This is a genomic window from Falsihalocynthiibacter sp. SS001, from assembly GCF_042445055.1.
In the GTDB taxonomy this organism is placed as follows: Bacteria; Pseudomonadota; Alphaproteobacteria; order Rhodobacterales; family Rhodobacteraceae; genus Falsihalocynthiibacter.
Genome location: NZ_CP170339.1, coordinates 2,585,417 through 2,609,482, shown reverse-complemented (window position 1 = coordinate 2,609,482; position 24,066 = coordinate 2,585,417). Strand labels below are relative to the sequence as shown.

The 24,066-nt window shown below is 53.0% G+C and carries 21 protein-coding genes; 10 read left to right on the top strand and 11 right to left on the bottom strand.

Annotated features, from left to right (window positions below; translation table 11 throughout):
- Positions 1 to 126: 126 nt before the first annotated feature.
- Both ACFE33_RS12485 and ACFE33_RS12480 read left to right on the top strand, forming a co-directional pair.
- Positions 127 to 906, top strand: a complete 780-nt coding sequence (locus ACFE33_RS12485; RefSeq protein WP_380053947.1) for a hypothetical protein — start codon at positions 127 to 129, stop codon at positions 904 to 906.
- Positions 903 to 1,721, top strand: a complete 819-nt coding sequence (locus ACFE33_RS12480) for an adenylate/guanylate cyclase domain-containing protein (protein WP_380053945.1) — start codon at positions 903 to 905, stop codon at positions 1,719 to 1,721. Before ACFE33_RS12485 ends, ACFE33_RS12480 begins: the two co-directional genes overlap by 4 nt.
- Before the next feature lie 40 nt (positions 1,722 to 1,761).
- On the opposite strand, the gene ACFE33_RS12475 is transcribed toward ACFE33_RS12480, so the two are convergent.
- Positions 1,762 to 2,403 carry a cyclic nucleotide-binding domain-containing protein gene (locus ACFE33_RS12475; RefSeq protein WP_380053942.1) on the bottom strand — a complete coding sequence of 214 codons (642 nt, stop codon included), beginning with the start codon at positions 2,401 to 2,403 and terminating at the stop codon, positions 1,762 to 1,764.
- A 53-nt stretch (positions 2,404 to 2,456) separates the two neighbouring features.
- Positions 2,457 to 3,107: a Crp/Fnr family transcriptional regulator gene (locus ACFE33_RS12470; RefSeq protein WP_380053940.1), complete on the bottom strand. Its 651-nt coding sequence runs from the start codon at positions 3,105 to 3,107 to the stop codon at positions 2,457 to 2,459.
- Between the two features lie 216 nt (positions 3,108 to 3,323).
- On the opposite strand from ACFE33_RS12470, the gene ACFE33_RS12465 reads away from it, so the two are divergent.
- Entirely contained in the window at positions 3,324 to 3,995 is a 672-nt protein-coding gene (locus ACFE33_RS12465) for a cyclic nucleotide-binding domain-containing protein (RefSeq protein WP_380053937.1), read from the top strand.
- Between the two features lie 42 nt (positions 3,996 to 4,037).
- Here the strand turns inward: ACFE33_RS12465 and ACFE33_RS12460 are convergent, their stop codons facing one another.
- From ACFE33_RS12460 to ACFE33_RS12440, 5 genes are read right to left on the bottom strand one after another with little or no spacing between them, the layout of a single operon-like run.
- Positions 4,038 to 4,835 carry an SDR family NAD(P)-dependent oxidoreductase gene (locus tag ACFE33_RS12460; RefSeq protein ID WP_380053935.1) on the bottom strand — a complete coding sequence of 266 codons (798 nt, stop codon included), beginning with the start codon at positions 4,833 to 4,835 and terminating at the stop codon, positions 4,038 to 4,040.
- Entirely contained in the window at positions 4,832 to 5,650 is an 819-nt protein-coding gene (locus tag ACFE33_RS12455; protein ID WP_380053932.1) for an ABC transporter permease, read from the bottom strand. Before ACFE33_RS12455 ends, ACFE33_RS12460 begins: the two co-directional genes overlap by 4 nt.
- Before the next feature lie 9 nt (positions 5,651 to 5,659).
- Positions 5,660 to 6,511, bottom strand: a complete 852-nt coding sequence (locus ACFE33_RS12450) for an ABC transporter permease (RefSeq protein WP_380053930.1) — start codon at positions 6,509 to 6,511, stop codon at positions 5,660 to 5,662.
- Between the two features lie 22 nt (positions 6,512 to 6,533).
- Positions 6,534 to 7,691: a PotD/PotF family extracellular solute-binding protein gene (locus ACFE33_RS12445; protein WP_380053928.1), complete on the bottom strand. Its 1,158-nt coding sequence runs from the start codon at positions 7,689 to 7,691 to the stop codon at positions 6,534 to 6,536.
- A 28-nt stretch (positions 7,692 to 7,719) separates the two neighbouring features.
- The gene (locus ACFE33_RS12440; RefSeq protein WP_380053926.1) at positions 7,720 to 8,841 is read right to left on the bottom strand and encodes an ABC transporter ATP-binding protein; all 1,122 of its coding nucleotides are present in this window, start codon (positions 8,839 to 8,841) and stop codon (positions 7,720 to 7,722) included.
- Between the two features lie 117 nt (positions 8,842 to 8,958).
- Here ACFE33_RS12440 and ACFE33_RS12435 point away from each other — a divergent pair, with 117 nt between their 5' ends.
- Entirely contained in the window at positions 8,959 to 9,753 is a 795-nt protein-coding gene (locus ACFE33_RS12435) for a helix-turn-helix transcriptional regulator (RefSeq protein ID WP_380053924.1), read from the top strand.
- Positions 9,754 to 9,826: 73 nt separating this feature from the next.
- On the opposite strand, the gene ACFE33_RS12430 is transcribed toward ACFE33_RS12435, so the two are convergent.
- Complete coding sequence (locus ACFE33_RS12430) at positions 9,827 to 10,105, bottom strand: hypothetical protein (RefSeq protein WP_380053923.1); 279 nt, start codon at positions 10,103 to 10,105, stop codon at positions 9,827 to 9,829.
- 86 nt (positions 10,106 to 10,191) lie between these two features.
- On the opposite strand from ACFE33_RS12430, the gene ACFE33_RS12425 reads away from it, so the two are divergent.
- Genes ACFE33_RS12425 through ACFE33_RS12410 form a run of 4 tightly spaced genes read left to right on the top strand, consistent with a single transcriptional unit; the run spans position 10,192 to position 14,006 of the window.
- Positions 10,192 to 11,565 carry a magnesium transporter gene (locus ACFE33_RS12425; RefSeq protein ID WP_380053921.1) on the top strand — a complete coding sequence of 458 codons (1,374 nt, stop codon included), beginning with the start codon at positions 10,192 to 10,194 and terminating at the stop codon, positions 11,563 to 11,565.
- Between the two features lies 1 nt (position 11,566).
- A complete protein-coding gene (locus tag ACFE33_RS12420) occupies positions 11,567 to 12,031 on the top strand; it encodes an ATP-dependent zinc protease (protein ID WP_380053918.1) in 465 nt (154 codons plus the stop codon).
- A gap of 26 nt (positions 12,032 to 12,057) precedes the next feature.
- Complete coding sequence (rimK, locus tag ACFE33_RS12415; protein ID WP_380053916.1) at positions 12,058 to 12,963, top strand: 30S ribosomal protein S6--L-glutamate ligase; 906 nt, start codon at positions 12,058 to 12,060, stop codon at positions 12,961 to 12,963.
- Positions 12,963 to 14,006 carry a succinylglutamate desuccinylase/aspartoacylase family protein gene (locus tag ACFE33_RS12410; protein WP_380053913.1) on the top strand — a complete coding sequence of 348 codons (1,044 nt, stop codon included), beginning with the start codon at positions 12,963 to 12,965 and terminating at the stop codon, positions 14,004 to 14,006. The genes rimK and ACFE33_RS12410 overlap by 1 nt, the downstream gene beginning before the upstream one ends.
- 76 nt (positions 14,007 to 14,082) lie before the next feature.
- Here ACFE33_RS12410 and ACFE33_RS12405 read toward each other — a convergent pair whose 3' ends face one another.
- Genes ACFE33_RS12405 through ACFE33_RS12395 form a run of 3 tightly spaced genes read right to left on the bottom strand, consistent with a single transcriptional unit; the run spans position 14,083 to position 19,206 of the window.
- Entirely contained in the window at positions 14,083 to 17,391 is a 3,309-nt protein-coding gene (locus ACFE33_RS12405; RefSeq protein ID WP_380053911.1) for an error-prone DNA polymerase, read from the bottom strand.
- Positions 17,388 to 18,842, bottom strand: a complete 1,455-nt coding sequence (locus ACFE33_RS12400; protein WP_380053909.1) for a Y-family DNA polymerase — start codon at positions 18,840 to 18,842, stop codon at positions 17,388 to 17,390. The genes ACFE33_RS12405 and ACFE33_RS12400 overlap by 4 nt, the downstream gene beginning before the upstream one ends.
- Entirely contained in the window at positions 18,784 to 19,206 is a 423-nt protein-coding gene (locus ACFE33_RS12395; RefSeq protein ID WP_380053907.1) for a hypothetical protein, read from the bottom strand. The genes ACFE33_RS12400 and ACFE33_RS12395 overlap by 59 nt, the downstream gene beginning before the upstream one ends.
- A 444-nt stretch (positions 19,207 to 19,650) precedes the next feature.
- Between ACFE33_RS12395 and ACFE33_RS12390 the strand changes: the two genes are divergently transcribed.
- Positions 19,651 to 20,787, top strand: coding sequence for an efflux RND transporter periplasmic adaptor subunit (locus ACFE33_RS12390; RefSeq protein WP_380053906.1), 1,137 nt, complete (start codon positions 19,651 to 19,653; stop codon positions 20,785 to 20,787).
- Positions 20,788 to 20,812: 25 nt separating this feature from the next.
- Positions 20,813 to 23,944, top strand: coding sequence for an efflux RND transporter permease subunit (locus ACFE33_RS12385; RefSeq protein WP_380053904.1), 3,132 nt, complete (start codon positions 20,813 to 20,815; stop codon positions 23,942 to 23,944).
- The last annotated feature ends 122 nt before the right edge of the window (positions 23,945 to 24,066 follow it).

The following is a 24,066-nucleotide window of genomic DNA, read 5'->3' as shown; positions in this document are numbered from 1 at the left end:
GTATGCTCTGAAAGGATGCCGCACATGGATAATATGACTACAAAGAGGCCATCAAATTTCGTCTCAAATCACCCGCATCAACATGCCTTGATTTTGGTTGGCGATAAGGACGTGTTCGGGGTTCACATGACCCAATATCATCACGAAGAGCATAAGTATCAGCTTGTTATCAAGCTCGAACTGCCGCCAGAGGCAAAGTCAGCCTACGATGAGGCGCGCGAGATGTATCCGCTTGATACGTTCATTCTTTGCAATGATGATGCGGATTCTGCTCTGTTTGTGATCCCTGATATTCCCGCGGGTCGGCGCCCGACGTTCAAAGCGAATATCTTTCAGGGGCTGCCGGAATTCACAGAAGAGGAAGAAGCGAACCCGCACTTTTTCCCGTGGGATAAGAAACGCCTAAAACCAATCATCGCGGATATTGAGGTGCGTGTTCAGCGCATCGTGACTTATCGGCCGTTTTCCCATCATCTGAAGCAGCCAGACTATGCGACCTATCTGCTTTGGGGGGAGGGGGAAGAGGCCCATATGACCAATTTGCAGACCGCATCGTTGTGCTCGGGCAAGTTTGAGGTGCCAATGTTTGGCCCCGACTACGATCACACCATGAGTCTAGCAGAAGCGCCGCCATGGCTGGACAAGCCGCTCCTTGAGGCGGGCATCGTGGTGTCGGTCCCTGATCTACGACTTTGCGATCCAGAAACCGGAGAACGTACTATTCCAACTGACGTGCCCTTTAAGACGGGGGAGACAATCTCGGTACTCTACCGTGGCATGGGGCCGGTTCTTACAGTCAAAGCTGGACCTACGTTCTTGGCCGCGACCGCCGTCTGTAACAGCCCGGGAGTGCTTGACGAACCGTCGCTCATCATGAGCGCATCACCAAAGGATCCCAAAAAATGAACACAATTCCACATTTGGACGAATTCGCCCGTGAAGAGGGAAACGAAGAGCTTTGGCATCAAGTTTTCCAAATCGGACATCCAGTCTTAGCAAAGAAGCAAAGACGCTTCACTTTGTTGCCGGGTCGAACGCGATGCAAGATGTGCTATGCGCCATTAAACGGTTTTGGCGGCTGGATCACCAAACGAATGGGCCTAGAGGCATCGTCGCGAAACCCGCTATTCTGTAACGCTTGTGATGGTTTTCTAAAGGCCTTTCCGGGCGGAGCAGAGGTTGATCTGGCGATCATGTTCTGTGATCTGCGCGGCTCGGTCGAGATTTCCTCTCGTATGTCCCCCAAAGAATTCAAAGAGTTGATCGTTTTTATGCGCGAAACGATCATCCCTGTTCTTTGGAGGTCAGAGGGCTTTGTTCTTCAGTTTCAGGGAGACTCTATCATTGGCGTTTGGCCACCGGGATTCAGCGGCGAGGACTATGTGAAGAAGGCCGTCGACGGCGCATTTAAGATGACCGAGGCTTTGAAAAACGCGACCTTCCAAGGCGAAAACGTGCCCGTAGGCATCGCCTTGCACTCAGGGCGGGCCTATCTGGGCACCGTTGCATCGGTTGGCAATGATCTACAAGAAGTGAGCGCCTTCGGTTATGATGTGAACGTTGCCGCACGGCTTTCCGATGCCGCAAAAGCTGGTGAGGTTTTGATAAGCGAAGCGGCGCTCAATGCTGCTGGTCGACAGGACGAGGCCGTTGACCTACAGAGCTTCGACCTTAAGGGCGTTGAGATGACGGTTCAGGCAGGGCACCTGATAAAGCAATAAGTTTGACGGTGCAGGTATCAACGACGTGATACTTGCGCCTTCATGAGCTTGTTGGGACAGTTATGTTCGTCGCCAACTGACTGTGCAGGGTATTCTGGTTCTCAACAAGGCGTGACGAAATAAGCATAGTGAGCGCCAGCGCAAAATCTGGGTGGTCTTCAAATATCTTTATGACTGTTGGTCGGTTGATCCATGCTGCTTCAACTTGTCCGACCGCGCTCACCGTTCCAGTGCGGAGCCCTTCGCCCGAAAATAGGCCGATTTCTCCAAAAATTTCTCCCTCTTTGATCGTTTGTTCAACGCCTTCAACTCTGACTTCGCCTTGGATTATTACGTAGAGACGGTCCGCTGGATCGCCTTTGCTAAATATTTTTGACCCAGCCTCAAATTTCTCAAGCGTCATAAACGGCATCAGAATGCCGACTTCGGGCGGATGGTTGAAGGTGCTGGCGATCCTGCGCCGGACCTTGAGCTGCTGTAGCAGGCGCCAGATGTTTACCGGAAATAGCAATCCGTGCAGAACAAGAATGGGGGTCAACCCAGCGACAACGGCATAGATGATAAAGAGGATGTTCGAAGCCGCCGCGATCATCCGAAGCGGCAGGAGCGTCTGCATGCAAAATGTCAGGAATACCAGCGCCGAGGCCGCAAAACCGATGAGTTCGACAGTTTGAAATGACATCGCTCGATACTCACATTGGGAATGGGGACCTTATTTCAGAGGTATTTATGAAGCTAGGAGACACCTTGGTTGGAATACTCTGATCTAACGGGCAATTTTCGGGCGGGATCAAGTAAGCGGCGTGTAATGGTCCGCATGACAGCCATACCAAAGCTGGGGTCTTCGAACTGCAATCGCATGAGTTGCTTTTCAGTTAGAGCGTAAACCTCGGCTTGTTCGATGCAGCTTGCGGTTGCGGTGCGTGTGGCGGCATCCGTAAAAAATGCGATCTCTCCGAATATATCGCCAGCCACCATTTCCACGCCTAATTCATCAATAGAGATGCGCCCCTTTTCAATGAAGTAAAGATAGTCAGTGCCATCACCCTTTTTGAATACGGTGGAGCCTTCGGCGAAGTTCAGCTTCTTGCCATATGCCTTGATAATAGAGAAATCGAAGGAGGACTTATCGGTCTTGTGGTCCACCTTCACCCGCAAGGAAAGTACCTGCCAGAACCGATAAACGTTGATCGGTAGCAGGATCATTTCCATGTAGAAAAGTGGCCAAAGCTGAAGCACAAAAGAATAAAGTGCGAAGCAAACAGATGACGAAATGGCCAATATGCGCAGCGGCAACATCGTGCGGGCAGAGTAGCACGCTACGGTCATAATCGACGCCAACCAGCCGACTGCTTCAATCCAGTTCATTTGTGCCAATTGATCCATAATTCCCTTTCTGCACAGCTTGGCGAGCCCAGTCCTCGGCTTTCTTCACTCCCGAAGTATGCGTGCTAAAGGGGTTGAAGATAAAGGAAAAAGCGCTGATTATACTTTAATTTCGTATTCATGTAGTGCATTCCGTGGGCTTTTATGAGTTTGCACTGAGTAATGCCTTTCATCTGGTTAATGACGTTATGAAAAATTATCAGGGACGGATGCATCGTGGAAGATTTGATCTTAACAGACTATCTGGTTTTTGCAGCGGCTGGAATATTTGTCCTCGGTTATCTGATCATCAATCAGGTGGTTTTGCGGATGATGCTCCTCATCGGAACTGCCCTTTATATTTGGTACTATGCGATCGTCGATAGCACTCCGCTATGGCCCGCGATCTGGGCAAGTGTCGCGACGGGGACTGCGAATATTGTTGGGCTCATGGGGCTGTTCTATAGGCGCTCTGCTTGGGCAATCCCCAAGGAATTTCGGGATATTTACCCTCTATTTAACAGCCTTCCACCCGGAGATTTCAGGAAGCTGATGCGCGCGACGAGCCGCGTCGCAAGGCCGGACGGTTACAAACTGACCGCTGCTGGCACGAATGTCAGCACGCTTTATTACATCCTTGAGGGGGAGGCCCATATCGAAAAGCCGAACGGTAGTTTTTCTGTTCCGCAAAACAATTTCGTTGGGGAAGTGGCCTATTTGACGGGCAACGCAGCTTCGGGCACGGCGATTTTGTCGCGAGAAAGTAGCGTGTTGGAGTGGGACGTGAATGTATTGAAACGACACGCAGCGCGCGATCCGCGCTTTAGGCTTGCGCTCTATGCCTTGATATCTGTGGACCTCGCGGGGAAAGTATCACGATCCGTTTCAACCGGTTCCTTGGAAGACTAGAGCGGTTGATACTCCCCGCTAAATTCAATCCGACAATGGCAATTAGATGCATTCTCCGCCATCAATGACCAACGCGTGGCCAGTCATGAATGTCGACATATCGGAGGCCAGAAATAGGATCGAATCTGCCATCTCATCGGTTGTGCCCCAGCGTCCCATCGGGATGGTGCGCGCCACATAGTTTTCCAGTTGATCACGCCCACCCATTTGTGTTTCGAACCCCGCGTTAAACGGCGTGTCGATAAACCCCGGGCACAAGGCGTTAAACCGAATATTGTCTTTGGCATAGTCCGCCGCCATCTGGCGTGTCATCGCAATCACGGCATGTTTGGTTGTCGCATATGCAATCATTTCGCGGTCATATTGAACGCCAGAGTTTGACGACGTGATGATAATGCTGCCACCGCCCTGAGCGCGCATGTGTCCAACAGTTGCCCTTGCAGCGATAAAGTGAGAGCGCACGTTCAGCCGCCATGACATATCCATGCCCTCGACAGGAACCTGTTCCAAATTGCCCTCGATCTGATAGCCCGCATGAGAATGAAGTACATCAATGCGACCGTAGGTTTTGACGATCTTGTCGATCTCGTCGGCGACTGCTTGATCGTCGGTTACATCGAGTCCTGCCGAGGCTGCGCTAACGCCCTCATCACCTAGATCATCAACAACCTTTGCGGCTTTGGCGGGATCAAGATCAGTCACAACCACTTGCGCACCATGGCGCGCCATCGCCATCGCACCGGCACGTCCAATACCCGATCCCGCGCCTGTGACCAAAACAACTTTGTCTTTTAATGTAGGGAAAACGAGCGGGGCCACTTGAGTTTGAGCGAGCGTCATCGGGATTTCTTGCCTCCACGTTGAAGTAATAATTGAGCGGTGATCAACATCAGCAGGGATACGCCCATAACCATTGTGCCAATCGCGTTAATTTCAGGGGTGACACCGCGGCGGATCGACGAGAATACATAGATCGGAAGGGTTGTCTCAGAGCCGGCAACAAAGAATGCGATGATGAAGTCGTCAAAACTGAATGTGAAGCTCAGTAGAAATCCCGCCAGAATAGCTGGGAAGATCACAGGCAATGTCACCTGCCGAAACGTCGCCATCGGAGTCGCGTACAAATCCGACGAAGCTTCGGTTAGAGCGCGATCCATACCAGCCAAACGCGATCGCACGATGATTATCACCAATGCCATCAGGAACATCGTGTGCGCCGCGATCAACGATCCCATACCCATACGGAGTTTGGGTGGCTGGAAACCTTCGGGCCAGATGGCGGCAATTAGGGGGTTGAGCTGATCAAAGACCGTTACCAGCCCGATCAGCGTCGAAATCCCGATGACGATGCCTGGGATCATCACCGCAATGTAGATAAGCAAGTCGAACGCAACGCGAATTGGGCCCTTAATGCCTTGTAGTGCCACCGCCGCCATGGTGCCAAAAATGCTGGCGCACAGCGCAGAGGTGAAAGCAACGATCAGGCTTGTTTCAAGTGCGTCCATTACAAATGGGTTGGACAATGCTTTGCCATACCATTTGGTGGAGAACCCCTGAAGTTGCGTCGCGTGGCGTCCGGCATTAAAGCTGAAGAGCGCGATCACTCCAATCGGGATGTAGAGGAAAAGGTAAACGCATAGTGCATAAATTCTCATCAGTTCACCTCACATTATTGATACGTCTTCGCGGCTTGCGCCAAGACGATTGATGAGCCGCATGTAGATTGTGACTGTGATCAGCATGACAACCACCAGAGTGACAGCAACTGCCGAGCCATAGGCCCAATTGCGGGATTGTAGGAATAGGTCAACAAGCGCGTTGCCAACAAAGAAGACCTTGCCGCCGCCAAGTAGGGCAGGGATCAAGAACTCACCCATCAACAAGATGAAGACGAGCATACATCCGGTTGCGATGCCCGGAATTGAAAGGGGAAGCGTGACCTGCAAAAACGTGCGCCACGGTTTTGCGCCAAGGTCCGAAGAGGCCTCAAGCAGGCGTTTGTCCAGCTTGTCGAGGCTGACATAGATCGGGAAAACCATGAGAGGTAGGTAGCCATAGATAATGCCGACCAGCACGGCAAAGGGCGTGTTAATCAGACGTACGCCTTCGATCCCAATAAATTCCAGAAGCGCAGGAAGTCCCCGTCCGCCCAGAAGAAAAATCCAAGCGTAGCTACGGATTAGGATGGAGGTCCAGAAGGGTACGATAACCAAAACCAGCAAGATAGTTTTCCACTTGGGTTTTGCTTTGACGGCCAGAAAATAGGCCAGCGGATAGGCAATAAGCAACGCTGCCAGAGTTCCGATCGGTGCCAGTGTTATGGTGTTCTTGAATGCGGTGAAGCGCGCGGGAAGGTTTGCATATTGCTCAAAGGTGAAAGCGAGCACAACGCCACCAGACGGTGCTCGCTCTCCGAAGCTAAAAATGAAAACAACCGTCAGCGGTATGATTAGCATCATCAGGAACCATGTTCCCGCTGGTGCCAGTAACAACCAATTGCGTGTGCGTTGCGTCATGTTGTTTCCACTCCGATCTTGATCAAGCAGACTTGAAACGGGCCATCAATTCGGCACGGTTCGGGTCAGTCAGAGTTACAGCAGCGCCGAACTCAAGTGGATCAAGCAGCTCTTGTGCAGGGAAGAGGATCGGATCGTTCTTCAGTGAATCCGGCAGCAGTTCAAACGTTCTTGAATCTGCAGTTGGATACCCGTGTGCCAGAACCTCTTTTGCGTTCACTTCCGGATTGAGCAGGAAGTTGATCAACGCATAAGCCGCGGCTTTTCTCTCGGAGCTTTTCGGGATTGCGTAGTAATCGCTCCAGATTTCGCCGCCCTCACGACCCAAGACATAGTGGATTTCGGGCATGTCGGTATTTAGCTGTTTGCCATCTCCGGACCAGCAGATTGTCAGCCACGCATCACCGTTGCGCATCGCAGGTTGGTAGTCTGAGGTGATCGCGAACAAGTGCGGCTTCACTTCGATCAGCAGTTTTTCAGCATCAGCAAGCTCAGCTTCATCAACCGAATTGAACGAATACCCGAAAGAGTTCAGCGCGCTACCGATTGTTGTAAGCTGGTAATCGTGAACCATTGTACGGCCCGAGAACTTGCCCATCGTGATGTCAAAGAACTCTTTCCAAGACGTAATTGGTTTGCCGTCGTTATGTGTGGTGTTCACGGCCATACCCGTTGAGCCCCAGTTCTTGGGCACAGCGTAAAGCGTTCCGTCGATTGAACCTGCTTCTGCGTAACGCGCATCAAAGGCCGATGTGTCGTAATTAGGCAGTTTTGATGTATCCAGCGGTTCGATCAGGTCTTCTTTGACATAATCTTCGATAGTGTAGTTGGTCGGCACATAGACATCCCAACCTGTGGCGCCCGCCTGCAACTTGGCCAACATTTCTTCGTTTGAGCCAAAGACGTTGACCTGAACATGGGCGCCTGTTGCTTCTGTGAAGGCGTCAAAGTTAGCCGGATCGTGATAGTTGGGCCATGTCGCTAGAACAACGCGGTCCCCAATGTCGCTGGCATGGGCTGGGCTTGGACGTAGGCCTGGTACGGCTGCTCCCAAAACTGCCGAAGCTGCGCCGAGACCGGTCACGTTTAGAAAATGACGCCGAGTGATCGAGCCTTTTCTATAACTTTCCAGCTTCTCCATGAATTCTTTCTTAGAGATGTGGTCGATATGTTTTTTCATTGCTTTTACTCCCTGTGGTTTTAGTTTTTTAGTTTCGATCGAGTATAAGAGCTGAGTTGGCGTCCCAAGACACCGTTGCATTATCTCCAACAGCAAAGGGGCCTTCGGCCAGCTCTGACTGTCTTGGAGACAGCACGAGAAAATCACCAAGTGTTTCGTGGTTCACGAGGTACTCGGTGTGTTCTCCAAGGAAAATTCGGTTGCGTACTTCTACGGGTACCCCATCACCCTGATGATGCATCTTCATCTGCTCGGGGCGCACACAGATGCACACCTCGTGCCCGTCTGCGAGGTCTCCGCCAGGTGTAGCCTGAACGCTCATGCCATTGGTCAAGCGCACGGTCGTTAGCTCACCAGCTGGCCCAGTTACGGTGCCGTCAAAAAAGTTTGAGGTTCCAACAAAGTTGGCGACATACCGAGAGTTCGGCCGATCATATAGCTCCTGTGGGCTGCCAATTTGAACGATCCGGCCATCACGCATGATACAAATGCGGTCGCTCATCGACAGGGCTTCTTCCTGATCGTGGGTCACCAATACAAATGTAATGCCCAGCTTGCGTTGCAGGTCTTGGAGTTCGATCTGCATTTCCTTGCGCAGCTTGCTATCCAGCGCCGCCATCGGTTCGTCCAATAGCAACAGCTTGGGTTCATTGATGATCGCCCGCGCCAAGGCCACACGCTGTTGTTGCCCGCCTGACATCTCCCAAATTTTACGGTCTTCAAAACCGCCCAGTCGAACGACTTCCAGCGTTTTGCTGACTTTTTCGGCAATCAGCGATTTGGGTAACCTCGGGCGTCGCTGGCGTAGCCCATAGCCGATATTCTGTGCGACGGTCATGTGTGGGAAAAGGGCGTATTGCTGAAAAACCATATTTACGGGGCGGCGGTGTGCATCCAAGTCATTTACGACTTCGCCATCGAGCAATACGTCGCCGTCGGAGGGGGATTCGAACCCTGCTAGCATCCTAAGTGCTGTGGTTTTCCCGCATCCAGATGGTCCAAGGAATGATAGGAATTCACCTTCACCAACTGATAGGTTTAGATTTGTGGCGGCTAATACTGCGCCAAAGCGTTTCGAGACGTTGCGCAGTTCTGCGATAACCTTCCTGCCCGACGGAAGAGTTTTCTCAGCATATCCCTCGTTTTCCATTTATCCCTATCTTTTTCTATTTTGTTGAATACTATCGGTATTAGCAAAACTGTAGAAAAATCTGATTTCATTGTATATACCACAATTTTAGTATATCAATCAGGATAGGGGGGTGAGTTGCAACGATTGAACGAAGCGACGGGTGCGCTGATTGATTCCATAGGGACGGAGGATTTCGCGTCGGTCCTGTCGGACACCCTCCAAGGAATTGCGCCTTTTGATTACACCGTGATCTTTGGCTATCTCGGAGCGGCCCAGCCTATGGACCTATTTGACGATTTTCCCAAAGGGAAGCGCAAGGTATTTGTCGAGGATTATCAAGAAGGTCCTTACTTGCTTGATCCATTTTACCTCGCTTGCGCAAACAAGGTGAAACCCGGCTTGTACCGAATCAAGGATCTGGCGCCCGACCGTTTTTTTCAGGGTGAATACTTCCGTAGCTATTATGCGCGCACTGGTTTGGCCGAGGAAATCGGGTATTTTAGCGAGATGCCGGGCGATGGCACCGTTGTTGTCTCGTTGATGCGGGCCGAGAAGGCCTTTTCCGCAAAAGAATTCAGGCAACTCGATGACTTTTGGCCCGTGGTGCGCGCGGTCTGTCAGCGGCACTGGAGCGATCTAGAGGCGAGGTTTGGGGCCAAAGATCAAGCCGAGTCCAATGCCACCATTCATCATAGCGTCGAGCTGGCCTTTACCAATTTCGGCGATGGCGTTCTAACTCCCAGAGAGCGTCAGGTGGTGGAGTTCACGCTTAAGGGCCACTCTGCCGATGCCGTAGGCCGTATCCTCGAGATTTCGCCAGGAACCGTTCGAATCCACCGCCGCAACGTGTACGCCAAGCTTCAAATCAGGTCACAAGGCGAGTTGTTTTCGAAGTTTATCGACGAGTTGGTGTCAGCGAGCGTCAGTTAGGGGCGATCCGAATGCACGTAGGGAGTGAGACATCGCGCTAGATGTTCACTTCCTTCGGGTTTTTGGCCCGATATCATTTCATCGCTGAGAGATGTTCGGCATTAACGCGTCTATAGTTCACGAACGAATTTGCGCTGAGGATGACGTAAAAGCTATCCATATCGATGAGCACAAAACCTAGTTCAAGAAGTTCGCGGGATAGGGTTTGGATATCATCGGGGTAAAGCCGCTTGCGCCCCATCAATTCACGAAGTTGCTTGCCGGCAATGCGATAGCGCCCTGAGGGTTTCCCTCCGAATTTTTCGCCGTACAGTCGTGCGAGGCATTGAGCCGTTGTACTAGATGTATCCATGGTTGTGATGCATATATAGGCAAATTTAATTTGTCTATAGACAAAAAATTATCACCTGTGTACGGGTGGCGACAGAGAGGTGCCGTATGACAGATTATAACACCAGCCGTGAACCAGAGTTCGACTTTGCCGATGCATTGCAAGAGGCAACGGATGCGCGCGACCATGAGCGTCTGAACGCGCTATTGGAGCCGCTCTCGCTGTCTGATGCGCTTCGTGAACTGTTGCAATTTAGCGCGGCAGAGCGGGAAGTTATCCTTACGTTGGTTTCGGCGGAACTGGCGGCGAGCTTGATTAGCGAAGCACCACACGAGTTGGGCGCGGAACTGATGGAGGCACTGCCAGCTCTTCGGGCTGTCGAGATCATGGACGAAATGGACTCTGATGTGCAGGCCGACCTGATCGGCGACATGGAGGACAAAGAAGCCGAAGCGATCTTGGCACAAATGGACGTCGAGGATGCGGCTGATGTGCGGCGACTGGTGGAATATGATGAAGACACCGCCGGTGGACTGATGATGTCGGAAGTGTTTACATTCTCTGACAAGCAAACCGTGGGGGCAGTTCTTCGCGAGATGGCGGCGGACGATAACGATGTTGATCGGTATCGTGGGCAACATCCCTATATTCTGGACGAGGACGGCAAACCGATCGGGGTGGTTTCGTTGCGGGGCTTGCTTTCGACCAAGCGCGGCGCGCTCTTAACCAGCATCATGGTCGAGCCACTGACCGTTGGTGTGCACACGTCTCTGTCCGATCTTGAAGATATTTTTGATAAATATCCCTTCCTCGGCGTTCCTGTGGTCGAAGAGGGCGGCGACCTCGTTGGTGTTGTCTCGCGGGCCTCTGTCGCCGCCGCGCTCTTGGAGCGTGCCGAGAGCGAGAACCTGAAACTTCAAGGTGTTGTGGGCGACGAGTTGCGCTCCATGCCTGTTTGGTTGCGCTCGCGCCGCAGATTGGCGTGGCTGTCTGCGAATATCGTTCTGAATATTATCGCCGCATCGGTGATTTCTGCATACGAAGAAACGCTCATGGCCGTTATTGCAATCGCGATATTCCTGCCGATGGTCTCCGATATGTCGGGATGTTCGGGCAACCAAGCAGTCGGTGTGACGATGCGCGAAATGAGTCTTGGACTCGTGCGCCCCGTAGATGCGATGAAGGTTTGGATGAAAGAAGTGAGTGTTGGCCTCATCAACGGCGTTGCTTTGGGAATATTGATCGGAATTGTTGCGTGGGTTTGGAAGGGTAGCCCTGCGCTTGGATTGGTCATCGGGCTGGCATTGGCGCTCAATACTATGCTGGCTGTTTCTATCGGTGGTGTCGTGCCACTATTGCTTAAAAGACTCGGACAGGACCCCGCCGCCGCGAGTGGCCCTCTCTTGACTACGGTGACGGATATGGCCGGGTTCTTCTTTGTTCTAAGTCTTGCGTCCCTAATGATGCCATGGTTGGTGTGAAATGAATAAGAAGTCTAAATCTCAAAAGCTTAAATCACCATTGTTGGTGATTGGATGGATTGAGTACCTGAACCTGCCTGATTTGGATATCAAAGCAGTTAAGGCCAAGATTGATACGGGCGCGCGTACATCCGCGCTTCATGCCACGCATATTGAGACCTTTGATAAAAACGGTGAAGATTGGGTGAGGTTTCAAACCCAACACGGGAAAAATGCGCCCCTTCATCAAATTGAGGTTCCGGTTTATGACCGCCGCGAAATAAAGAACACAAGCGGCGTTCCAAAAGAGCGGATCGTCATTCGCACAACACTTCACCTGACGGATCGCTCATGGCCGATTTCTGTTTCCCTCACTGACCGCAGTAAAATGCGTTTCCCAATGATCGTCGGTCGCTCGGCGCTCAAGAACCACAATATCGCTGTGCACACTCGCCGTGCAAAACTGACCGACGCGCCAGACCCGTAGCGTCCTAGTTGAAAAGGATTTCCACTATGAAAATTGCCATGATGGCCCGCAATCCAGAGCTCTATTCCCATCGGCGCCTAAAAGAAGCGGCCGAAGCGCGCGGGCATGAGTTGAACGTTATCAACACGTTGCGTTGCTATATGAACATCGCGTCGCGCCGTCCCGAGATATACTATAATGGCGAGAAGCTTGAGGGATATGATGCGGTGATCCCGCGGATCGGTGCTTCTGTTACCTTCTATGGCTTGGCCGTTCTGCGACAGTTCGAGATGATGGGAGTCTACCCGCTCAATGAAAGCGTCGCCATCGGCCGAAGCCGAGATAAGTTGCGCTCAATGCAGCTTTTGGCGCGCGATGGCATCGGTCTCCCCGTAACTACGTTTGCGCACGATCCCAAACAAACTGCGGAAGTTCTTGAGCTGGCTGGCGGTGCCCCTGTGGTGATCAAACTGCTCGAGGGAACGCAGGGAATTGGCGTGGTCTTGGCCGACACCAAGCGTTCCGCGACCTCGGTTGTCGAGGCATTCCGCGGCGCGGGTGTCAACATTCTGCTACAGGAGTTTATCAAAGAAGCAGGCGGCACCGATATTCGTGCAATCGTTGTTGGAGGCAAAGTAATCGCAGCCATGAAGCGTACAGGGGCGGAGGGCGACTTCCGTTCAAACTTGCACCGAGGCGGCTCTGCGCAATTGATCAAGCTGTCACCAGAGGAGCGCTCGACTGCCGTTCGCGCCGCCAAGTCAATGGGCCTGAACGTTTGTGGTGTGGATATGCTGCGTGCTAATCATGGGCCCGTAGTGATGGAAGTTAACTCTTCACCCGGTCTTGAGGGGGTCGAGAAGGCGACTGGATTGGATGTCGCTGGCAAGATCATCGAATATATCGAGAAATCTGCCAAACCTGGTGCAACGAAAACAAAGGGCAAAGGCTAGTGACGAAACGCGAAGATTTCGTGATCGGTGGGGTGCGCATCCCCGCCGGAACTCGCCGGACGGTTGACCTCCCTGTAAGCGTCCTCTCTGATCACACTCCTGTTTCGATGTCCGTTCATGTCGTTCACGGCAAGTCGGCTGGACCGACAGTTTTCGTGAGCGCGGGCATACATGGCGACGAAGTCATCGGCGTTGAAATCGTGCGGCGTTTGTTGCGCGCGCCTAATCTGGATACTCTGAAAGGGACGCTTATTGTGATCCCAATCGTCAACGCATTCGGGTTTATGAACCACTCGCGGTATTTGCCGGATCGTCGCGATCTAAACCGTTCGTTCCCAGGGAGCGTAGAGGGCTCGTTGGCGTCGCGGTTGGCGCACTTATTCTTGACGGAAATTGTCGCGCGGTCGGATTTGGGAATTGATTTGCACTCGGCCGCAATTCACCGCACGAACCTGCCGCAAATTCGTATTGCTCCAGATAACCTCTATATTGCAGAACTCGCAGAAGTTTTCGGCCCTCCCGTTATTCTCAAATCACCACTTAGAGAGGGTTCATTGAGATACGCGGCGTGCGAAATTGGCAAAGACGTGCTTCTCTACGAGGCAGGAGAGGGGCTGCGCTTTGACGAAGTTTCCGTTCGCGCCGGTGTTACGGGCGTTCTGCGTGTTCTGAATCACGTTGGGTTGGTTGAAGAAAAGGACATAGCCAAGCCTAAAACAGCTCCGCAGTATTGCACCTCAAGCAAGTGGCTCAGAGCGCCCGCAGGGGGCCTGCTGCGCACCTACCGCGCTGACGGTGATGTGGTCGCGAAGGGCGAAGTTATGGGCGCAGTCGCAGACCCCTTCGGCGAAAAGGAGACCGAACTCGTTGCGCCATTCGACGGAATAGTCGTCGGTCGCGCAGTAATGCCAATCGTGAACGAAGGCGACGCGATCTACCATCTGGGGCGGATCAAATCGATGGCAATTGCAGAAGGCGCAATTGAGGACTTCAACGACCAACTCGCGGATGACCCGTTGTTCGATGAGGATGAGATTATCTAGACAAAGGATCGATTGATGTTTACTCGGCGAAAATGCGTCTGTTTATTTTCGGCGGAATTCTAACGCATTCTCGGATTCAATGAAAATCTCTACTCGGAAATAGCCGTTTTGCTTGCTCTCTCGGGTGGCGTGCACGGGATGAATAGCGCGGCGGGCGCGGGGCGTCGTCTGCTTGCGGCTGGGTGATGCCGATTGCGTCGTCCATTGGGTGTCCCAGTTCCGACAGCTTATACGACAGATCTTCGATGTGGTCGGCGATCAGATGCACAACAATACCTTCGCGCTCCAGACGTCCTGTGACGTGGAGCAGGCGACCGCCCATGACAGCACGCCTGAAGCGTTTATAAACATTAGGCCAGATCACGATGTTTGATACTCCGGTTTCGTCTTCTAGCGTCAGAAAGATCACGCCTGACGCCGTACCTGGACGTTGCCTCGTAATCACGAGACCGCAGACTGAAGTGCGTTTTAATGGAGCGGTGGTAAGGCAGTCATGCGGGGTGATGTCGGGGAGCGTTGGGCGCAAAAGCTCCATCGGGTGGGCGCGTAGCGTGAGACGCAAAGCGACGTAATCTTCTACGACTTCTTCCCCTAGATGCATACTCGGCAAATTTACCTTCGCCTCTCGAATGCCTTCACCATCTATAGGATCAGAAAAGAGCGGTAGAGGCCTTGCGGCGCGGATTGCACGGACCTGCCAAAGTGCGTCACGGCGCGTCAGCCCCATACCCGTGAAGGCGTCTGCCTCGGCTAACCGTTCAAGAACAGCTGGGGTGGCCCCCGAACGAAGCCAGACGCTTTCTGGATCCTGATAGCCATTTCCGCGTGCGGCGGTGATCCATTTCGCATCTTCTTCGCGAAAGCCTTTGATCTGGCGAAACCCGAGCCTGAGCGCGAGTGTGCCATCTGCGCGGCGCTCCAAAAGATTGTCCCAATCGGAATTGTTGACGCAAACGGGCCTCACCTCGACGTTATGTTCGCGCGCGTCTCGCACGATCTGGGCGGGTGCGTAAAATCCCATCGGCTGGGAGTTGAGCAAAGCACAAGCAAAGACAGCAGGGTGGTGGCATTTCAACCAAGAAGAAACATAGGTCAGCATCGCGAAGGCCGCAGCGTGGCTTTCGGGAAAGCCATAATCGGCAAAGCCTTCGATCTGGCCAAAGCAGGCGTTTGCCACTTCTTCGGAATAGCCGTTATTTCTCATTCCGCGCACAAAGCGATCACGATGTTCGCCAATCGTGCCCATGCGTCGGAAGGACGCGAGCGAACGTCTGAGCTTGTCGGCTTCTTCGGCTGAATAGCCCGCGCCAACCACGGCGATTTGCATGGCTTGCTCTTGAAATAAAGGTACGCCGAGTGTTCTTTCCGTCACTTTCGCCAATGCTGGTCCAAAGGGTTCTGGAGCCTCAAAGCCTTGCCGTCGTCGGATATAAGGTTTGACCATGCCGCCTTGAATGGGGCCAGGGCGCACGATGGCGACTTCGATTACCAGATCATAAAAGGTCGCAGGTTTCATCCGGGGTAGGAAATTCATCTGCGCGCGGCTTTCAACCTGAAACACCCCGACTGCATCAGCGCGCTGGAGCATGTCGTAGGTTGCTTTGTCTTCTTGTGGCACGGTGGCGAGAGACAGTTGCATTTTCTGATGTTCAACTAAGAGTGCAAAGCTCTTGCGTAGGCAGGTGAGCATCCCGAGGCTAAGGATGTCCACTTTGAGAATGCCGAGGGCATCGATGTCATCCTTATCCCATTCAATGACAGTGCGCCCCTCCATCGCCGCGTTTTCGATGGGGCACAATGCGTCGAGGCGCCCGCGCGTGATGATGAACCCGCCGACATGTTGGGACAGGTGGCGCGGGAAACCGATGATTTCACCAATGAGTTCTATAGTCTGCGCTAACCTCTGATCGTTGAGGTTTAGCCCAAGCTTCTGTGCTCGCTCCATATCGGCGCCGGAGTTGCTTACTCCCCAGATGTCCCCCGACAGTCGCGCAGTGAGGTCTTGGGAGAGTCCCATAACCTTGCCGACCTCTCGGATGGCTGCACGGGTGCGGAAATGGATAACTGTGGCGCAAAGCCCCGCACGGTGTCGTCCGTATTTTGCATAGATCCACTGGATAACCTCTTCGCGGCGCTCATGCTCGAAATCTACGTCAATGTCGGGTGGCTCGCCACGGTGCCGCGAGATGAAGCGTTCGAAGACCATGCCAATCATATCGGGCGATACGTCGGTAATGCCCAGAAGATAGCAGAGTATCGAATTGGCCGCTGAGCCTCGCCCCTGACAGAGGATACCCCGAGAGCGTGCCTCCTGTACGATGTCGTGAACCGTGAGGAAGTAGGACGCATAACCGAGTTCCGAAACAAGGCTAAGCTCCTTTTTCATAAGGTCATGTACGCGCTGGGTCACTCCGTGAGGGTAGCGATGCTTGATGCCTTCATGTGCTAGTCGAGTTAGTCTGGCTTGTGGTGTTTCGCCGTTGGACATTTCATCGGGGTATTCATAGCTTAATTCCGAGAGGTCAAAACTACAGCGGTCGGCGATCTCTAAGGTGCGTTTGAGTGCGGCAGGGTGCTGCCGGAAAAGCCGAGCCATGTCCGGTCCGCTTTTGAGACGGCGTTCGGCATTTGGCTGGGCTTTTGTGCCAATCTGGTCAATCGTGCAACCTTCGCGCATACATGTCAGTACATCCAACAGCTTGCGCCGCCGCCCGTGATGCATAAGGACATCTCCCACTGCCACCATGGGTGTCGAACAGCGTAGAGCTAGCGTAGCACAAGCATTGAACCACTTCTGATCGGAGCCGTCATAAGGTGGAACCGCACCTAGATATATCTGCCCTGGGAAGCGTCGATGCAGCCGTCGAAGTGCTGGTTGTGCTTGATCCAAACGACGGGGTGGCAATGCAATAAGGATCATGCCTTGGCAACCCGCCTCCAAATCCGCGAGGTCGAGATAGCATTCGGCCTTTTCTGCCCGCTGTTTACCAAGAGTTAAGAGTCTCGATAGTCGATGATAGGCATCACGGTCTGTGGGTAAGGCAAGCCAATCTACGGGGCAGTCCCGCAGGGATAGTCGTGTGCCGACGATCAGTTTTGGCAGTTTGTGCATCTCGGGTGTGGGAAGATCTTTGGGCCGGCCAACCTCTTTTCGTGAGCAAGAGTCCACTTGATGCGAAGAGCGTATGCGGAGTTTTTCTGCGGCTTCATCGCGCAAGGTTTTTAATGCCGAATAGGCGCGCACCACCCCCGCAAGCGTGTTGCAATCGGTGATGGCGATCGCCTCAAGCCCGAGTTCGGCGGCGCGCAGCACGAGTTCTTCGGGGTGCGATGCACCAGTGAGAAAGGTGAAATTCGAAGTGACACACAACTCGGCATAGCTCATGCGAATTCTCCTTGGACAAACCAGCCAGGATTTTGCGGCGTATGATAGAGCCAGAGCCTGCGCCCCTCGCGGGTTTCTATCCGCCAATAATCGCGCACGCCAGAACGCCACGCGTCATCCGGTAGCCACCATTCAGGCGCAATGCGTTCGGGCCCGATGGAACGTCCTGTGGCGAATGACATGCGGCGCCAAATAAACCGAGCAGGAGGTTGTGTGCCCCTTCCGGCAATCGGCTCGGGAGGAAAAATGCGCAGGGGGCGTGGGCGTACTCTGGTCCAAGCGCTGTCGGCTTGGCTAAAGGCTGCAGGGGCAATTAAAAAGCTGCGTTCCGGGATATGGCTGTCAGCGGGTAGAAATCGCTGAATATTCTCTATGCCGATGCGTGTACCTATACGTGTGATCAGGTCATTAAGTCGGTCGGGAGAACTTTGCGTATTGCCGATCTGTTGTACGGGGAGGGGTTCGACATCAATTGCCTCCAGTCGGATTTGATCAATTCCAAACCCAGCGTCCACTTCTCCTACTCCGTGGGTGAATAGTGGTAAAATCCGTTGCGGATCGCGCATCGGGGCGGCAAGACGTAACTCGACTTGCGGGCTTCCTTGGTCAACGCGGCGCAGAGTCAGAGTGAGGCGCCGCGCTCCCATTCCATGTGTTTTGAGTTTATCGCAGAGTGGGGTCAGAAGCCGTGCCGTGACCCTCATTACATCATCGGTTAGACCAATTGGTTCTGGCAGGCTCATGCGCGTCGCGAAACTGGGCGGTTCACCTTCGGGCGTGATCGGTTCGGGTACGTGCCCCATGGCTTGATCGAGATGAAGAAGCAACTTGGCGCCAAAGCGTCGGGCTAGCGGCGCGCGGGGGGCCTCAGAAAGATCACCAATGCTGCGCAGCCCTAGGCGCTGCAGTGCCGTTACGGTGGCCTCATTAAGCCGTAATGCCGCAACAGGTAGATCGGTTAATGTCGCCGTTCCCGTGCCAAAATGTGCGAAAGCCCAAGCCGCCCCGCGAGTGTGAGCGCTCCCCAATCGGAGCGTCAATCCGGCTCTCGCTGTACGGTCCCTGATGTCTGCCAGCATCAATGCTTCACTACCCCAAAGATGTGTTGATCCGGTGACATCTAGCACCAAACCATCTAGGCCATCGTGGCCGACCCAAGGGCAGTATCGCGTTGCCCACCGCCGTAATGTCGCAAGAAAACGTGCATCCAGATCGGGACGTGCGGGTTGGCTAATAAGATCGGGACAAAAGGCGCGGGCATCCGCAAGGCTCATGCCGCGCGTCAGGCCAAGTCGTTCTGCGGTTTGATTGAGGCAATAAATCCGATCGGTGTTATTCGATTTGAGTATAATTGCGAAGGGACCGTCAATAGAACGTGCGCGCAGAACCCGATCACTGGCCAATCGTGGAAACCACATGCACACGACGTCTTTCCTGATCCCATCGAACATTCCAACCACCAAGTGTTCCTGATTTGTTCTTAATAATTTCCCAACGCATCAGAGTCGAGTCCTCAGTTTTATTGTCAAAGCTTGGCGTGGCCTTCCATCTTGTTTCGGCGGCGTTCGATCCCATACCTTCGTGAATGAGGCAGAGGCCGGTCGTCTTGCCCGCCTTAGCTGCCAGTTGCAGCCGTCGCCCTTCTCGCAAGTTTAGGGGGCGGGCTATCTCGATGACAATAAATGGCAAAGCGCCGTCCTTGAGCGCCTCCTCTGCGACTGCGAGGCTGTCTGTCTGATCCTTAGGGCGAGCCAGCAGGAGTTGCGCAGGGTCAAAAACTGGCAACATCCCCTGCGGCATTAGCGTATCAGACAACCAGTTTTCGCGGATCCACAAACATCTGCCTGCAGCTGCAATAACTGCAAAGCTCGCGGCCCCAGCCCCATAAACCTCATGGACGCGCGCATAGCGTAGAGGGAAAACTGTGTGAAATTCGACTCGCATGCATGGAACATAATGCGAACATTTAGGGTTGAAAACATTGTGTGTAAAAAATGTGCTGTAAAAGCGTCGTATTGCTCAAGGGAGGCAGTCAGTTGATCGTTGGTTCTTTGATATGAAATATCAAAGTCGCCAGCGCGAGAGAGGGGATGCGAGAAGCAAAATCCAATCGATTGGTGTAACGTGATCGGGTAGCTGTGCCGTGATTAGGCGGTTCAAAACCATCTCTTAAGCCGTCTAATATGTTGCTTTTTAATTCTCAATTAGGTTAGCGTCAGATTATTGCGTTAAAAAATTCAAGCGTTCTAGGAGTAATCAATGCGCCTACGACACTATACTACAAGTCTATTTACCTTGGCGGCATTCATCTTTGGTGTTAGCGCGGCTGATCTCGTTTTGGCACAAGACGCCGATGCGATTCCGGTTAAGGTTGTGGAAGTGAAGAAAGAGAGCATCCGCCCTTCATTCAGTCATCCGGCGCGTATTGAATCATTTCAGACGGCCTCAGTGCGTCCGATAATTGCGGCGCAAATACTCAAAATCCACGTGAGGCCCGGACAGCTTGTGAAAAAGGGTGATCTGCTCATTGAGTTGGACAAGACCGACTATGAGATTGCTGTTGCGCAAGCGAAGGCAAACCTGCTCAAGGCAAAGGCCAGCGAGGTTCAGGCAATCGGGGACTTCGAACGCGCGCGCCAGTTGGTGGGGCGTGGGAGCGTTTCACAGCGCGATTTGGATATTGCGACGGCAACGCGGGATGTCGCCTCTGCGGAAGTCCAAGTAAACGAGGCGCTGCTTCAGAAAGCGGAAAAAGCGCTCGCGGATACTGAAGTTGTTGCCCCCTTTGATGGGCGCGCAAGTAAGCCGAATTACGGCGAGGGTGATCTGTTTCAGCCTGGAGACCCGACACAACCGGGAAGCGTCCTTGAGATTGAATCACTGGATCCGATCTATGCCGTTGGTCGGGTAGATCAGGCAAATTATTTCGATTTTCTGATCAGACGTTTGAAACTTGAGGAACAAAGTCAGAGCATTCCAACGCTCGAACTCACGTTGATTTTGCCGGGCGGTACCGAATACCCGCATACGGGTGTTTTCGAAGATTGGGATAACACGGCCGTTGCAAGTAGCGGCACAATTGCCGCGCGCATCGTTTTCCCAAATCCCGACGGGTATCTACTCCCCGGCGAGAACGTCACGATTAACGGCGCCGTTATCGAAGCGATTGAAACACTTACCGTCCCACAGCGGGCAGTTAGCTTGGATCAGCAGGGGCATTTTGTTTACGTCGTGAGCGATGGGGTGGTCAAACGCCAGAATATTGAGGTGGGAATTCGCGACGGGGCCAATTGGTCAGTCCCTGAAGGGCTTAATGAAAATGACGTTGTCGTAGTCGAAGGTCTACAGAAAATACGCGTAGGAAGAACCGTAACTACGGAAAATTTTGACGGCTAACGCGGCCACGCGTCAGGAGACATTCATGGGTCCCAGATTTTTTATTGAGCGTCCTAAATTTGCTTTTGTAATTTCTATTCTGATCACGATTTTCGGTATCGTGGCGGGGTTGGTTATGCCGGTGGATCAATACCCCGACATTACCGCGCCCAAAGTTGTTGTGCGTGCGGTTTATCCCGGGGCAAGTGCCGAGACGATACAGGCTACCGTCGCTGCCCAGATTGAGGATGAGGTCAACGGCGCTGAGGGGATGGAATATATGTCCTCGAAATCCGCGAGCGATGGTAGCTATACGCTTACGGTGACTTTCGCAGTCGGAACCGATGCGAATTTGGCGCAAGTGGATGTTCAAAACCGCGTGTCCCTCGCAGAACCGTCATTGCCGCCAGAAGTCCGCCAGCGCGGTATCAGTGTGCGCAAACGTAATCCCGATATGTTGATGGTCGTGAACCTTGTTTCACCGAACGAGTCATTCGATCGGGTTTTCTTATCTAACTATGCGTCAATCAACGTCACTGGAGAGCTTGCAAGGCTGGGCGGTGTGAGTGAGGCGAGTATTATTGGCGCGCTGGATTATGGCTTAAGGGCTTGGCTAGATCCCGTTAAGCTCGCCAATTACGGGCTGGGCGTAGATCAGGTTATTGCCGCGGTTAAAGAACAGAACGTTCAGGCTGCGGTTGGACAATTGGGGGCAGCGCCAAGCCCTGAAGAGACGCAATTTCAGTATGTTCTGACAACAAAAGGGCGTGTCGAAAACACAGAGGAATTCGGAGAGATTATCCTGCGCGCGGATCAGGATGGCTCAATCGTGCGCCTATCTGATGTTGCGCGCATTGAGTTAGGGGCCGAGGTATATAAGGGCTATGGCGAATTCAATAATGGGCCGGGTGTTCTGATTGCGATTTACAAGCTCTCAGAAGCAAATTCACTTGAGGTTGCAGAGCAAGTACGCGCAAAAATGGATGAGCTCAGCGCCTATTTCCCAGATGATCTTGAGTATGTCATCGGCCATGACACCACCGAATTTATCGGCGAGTCCCTGAACGAAACGATTATCACGCTGATCATTACTCTTCTGTTGGTTGTTGTCGTAACCTATTTGTTCCTTGGAACTGTGAGTGCCACGATGATCCCGACAATTGCGGTGCCCGTTTCAATTATTGGCACGCTGGCTGTCTTGTATGCGATGGGTATGACGCTCAATACTGTGTCGCTTTTTGCCCTCATTCTGGCGATTGGCGTAGCCGTCGATAACGCAATTATCGTTGTCGAGAACGTCGAGCGCATCATGCACGAAAACCCCGAAATGTCCGCCCCTGAAGCAACCGGCAAGGCCATGGACGAAGTGACAGGCCCAATTATCGCAATGTCATTGGTTCTGGTCGCGGTGTTTGGCCCTGCGATGCTCTTGCCAGGAATTACTGGCCGAATGATGGGGCAATTCGGACTAACGCTTACAGTCGCCGTGCTGATCTCTATGGTGAACGCGCTGACCCTGAGCCCGGCACTTTCGGCCGTGCTGATGAAGCGTTCGCACAAGCCAAATTTCGTTATACGCGGCTTTAACTACGGTTTCGATTGGGTCACGAAGTTCTATTTAGTAATCGTCGGGTTCCTTTGCAAACACCTTGTGATTGCGACAGTATTCGTGGTCGGTCTGCTTGGCCTCCTCACGCTGTCATACTCGGTGATCCCGCAAAGTTTTATTCCCGATGAGGATAAGGGATTCTTTATTGTCGATGTGCAATTGCCGCAGGCCGCTTCGCTCAATCGCACCGAAGTCGTGATGGACCAGATCACCACGATAATGGGCGAGGACGAAGCCATTGAAAACGTTCTTTCGGTAAACGGGTACTCCATCCTAAATACGGCACTCCAGTCGAATGCAGGCATGGTTATTGCCAAGCTCAAGCCGTGGAGTGAACGCAGCGAAGCCGAGGTCTCGCAGGCCGCTCTTCAGGCTAAATATCAGGGCATGTTCAGCAAGATGCCGGAGGCTCAAGTTCTGGTCTTTGGTGCGCCAGCTATTCCCGGCTTGGGCGCAGTTTCTGGTTTCTCCTTTGTTTTGGAAGACACACAGGGGCGCGGACCCGAAGTGCTGGCGAATGCCCTTGCGACGACAATCGCCGCTGGGAATGAAACCCCTGAAATCTTGACGGCCTTCTCGACGTTCAAATCTGGTGCGCCACAGATACGACTTGATATTGATCGTATTCGGGCCAAAACGCTGGGCGTTCGGATATCAGACATATTCTTGACGCTTCAAACCCAGTTGGGCGGCCTATATGTCAATGATTTCAACATGCTTGGGCAAACTTACAAGGTCATGCTTCAGGCAGACGCGCCCTTCCGTCAGGATGAACGCGCCCTAAATCAGCTCTATGTAACCAGTACAAGCGGTGAATTGGTGCCGCTCAGTGCAATGGTGCAAACAGAAGCGTCTCGTGGGCCGGATGTTTCCTATCGCTATAATACCTTCAACTCGGCAACCGTGACTGGTATCGCAAACGCATCTGGCGGATATAGTTCCGGCGATGCGATGAATGCGATGGAACGCGCCGCCGCAGAGGCAATGCCCGAAGGTTTCAAATACGAATGGACAGACTCAAGCTTTGAAGAGCGTAAGTCTGGCAATGCGGTTCCGATCGCGCTCGCGGCGTCGCTGGTTCTGACATTCCTGTTCCTTGCGGCACTGTACGAGTCATTCCTGACGCCTGTTGCGGTTTTGCTTACAGTTCCAATTGCCGTACTGGGGTCGCTGGGTTCGCTGATGATCGCGGGTTTGCCGCTTAGTTTGTATGGTCAGATCGGGATATTGATGATGATCGCGATGACCGCCAAGACCGCAATTCTGATTGTGGAGTTCGCCAAGCAACAGCGTGAAACCGAAGGGTTGGAAGTGCATGAAGCGGCGATGCTTGCAGCAAAGCTGCGCTTTAGACCGGTGATGATGACCGTGCTCGCATTTGCGGCGGGGGTATTCCCGCTTGTGATTGCGTCTGGCGCAGGTGCCGCAAGCCGCGTTTCGCTTGGTGTTGTTGTTTTTGGCGGAAGTATCGCGGCGGCGGTGGCCGCGGGTGTTCTGAGCCCTGTTTTCTTTAAGATTATTCAAAGCACCAGAGAGCGGATGAAGCGAAAATCACCTAAGGAGGCATAGGAAATGCCTGACTTGAGGCACGCATAAGTCGCTCTAATTTAGTGCGATAGTTCGTTTTGTGACCTGTTTGTAGAGATTGCGGCCTTAGTGGGCGCGCTACGATTGGAGAAAATATTCTTTGT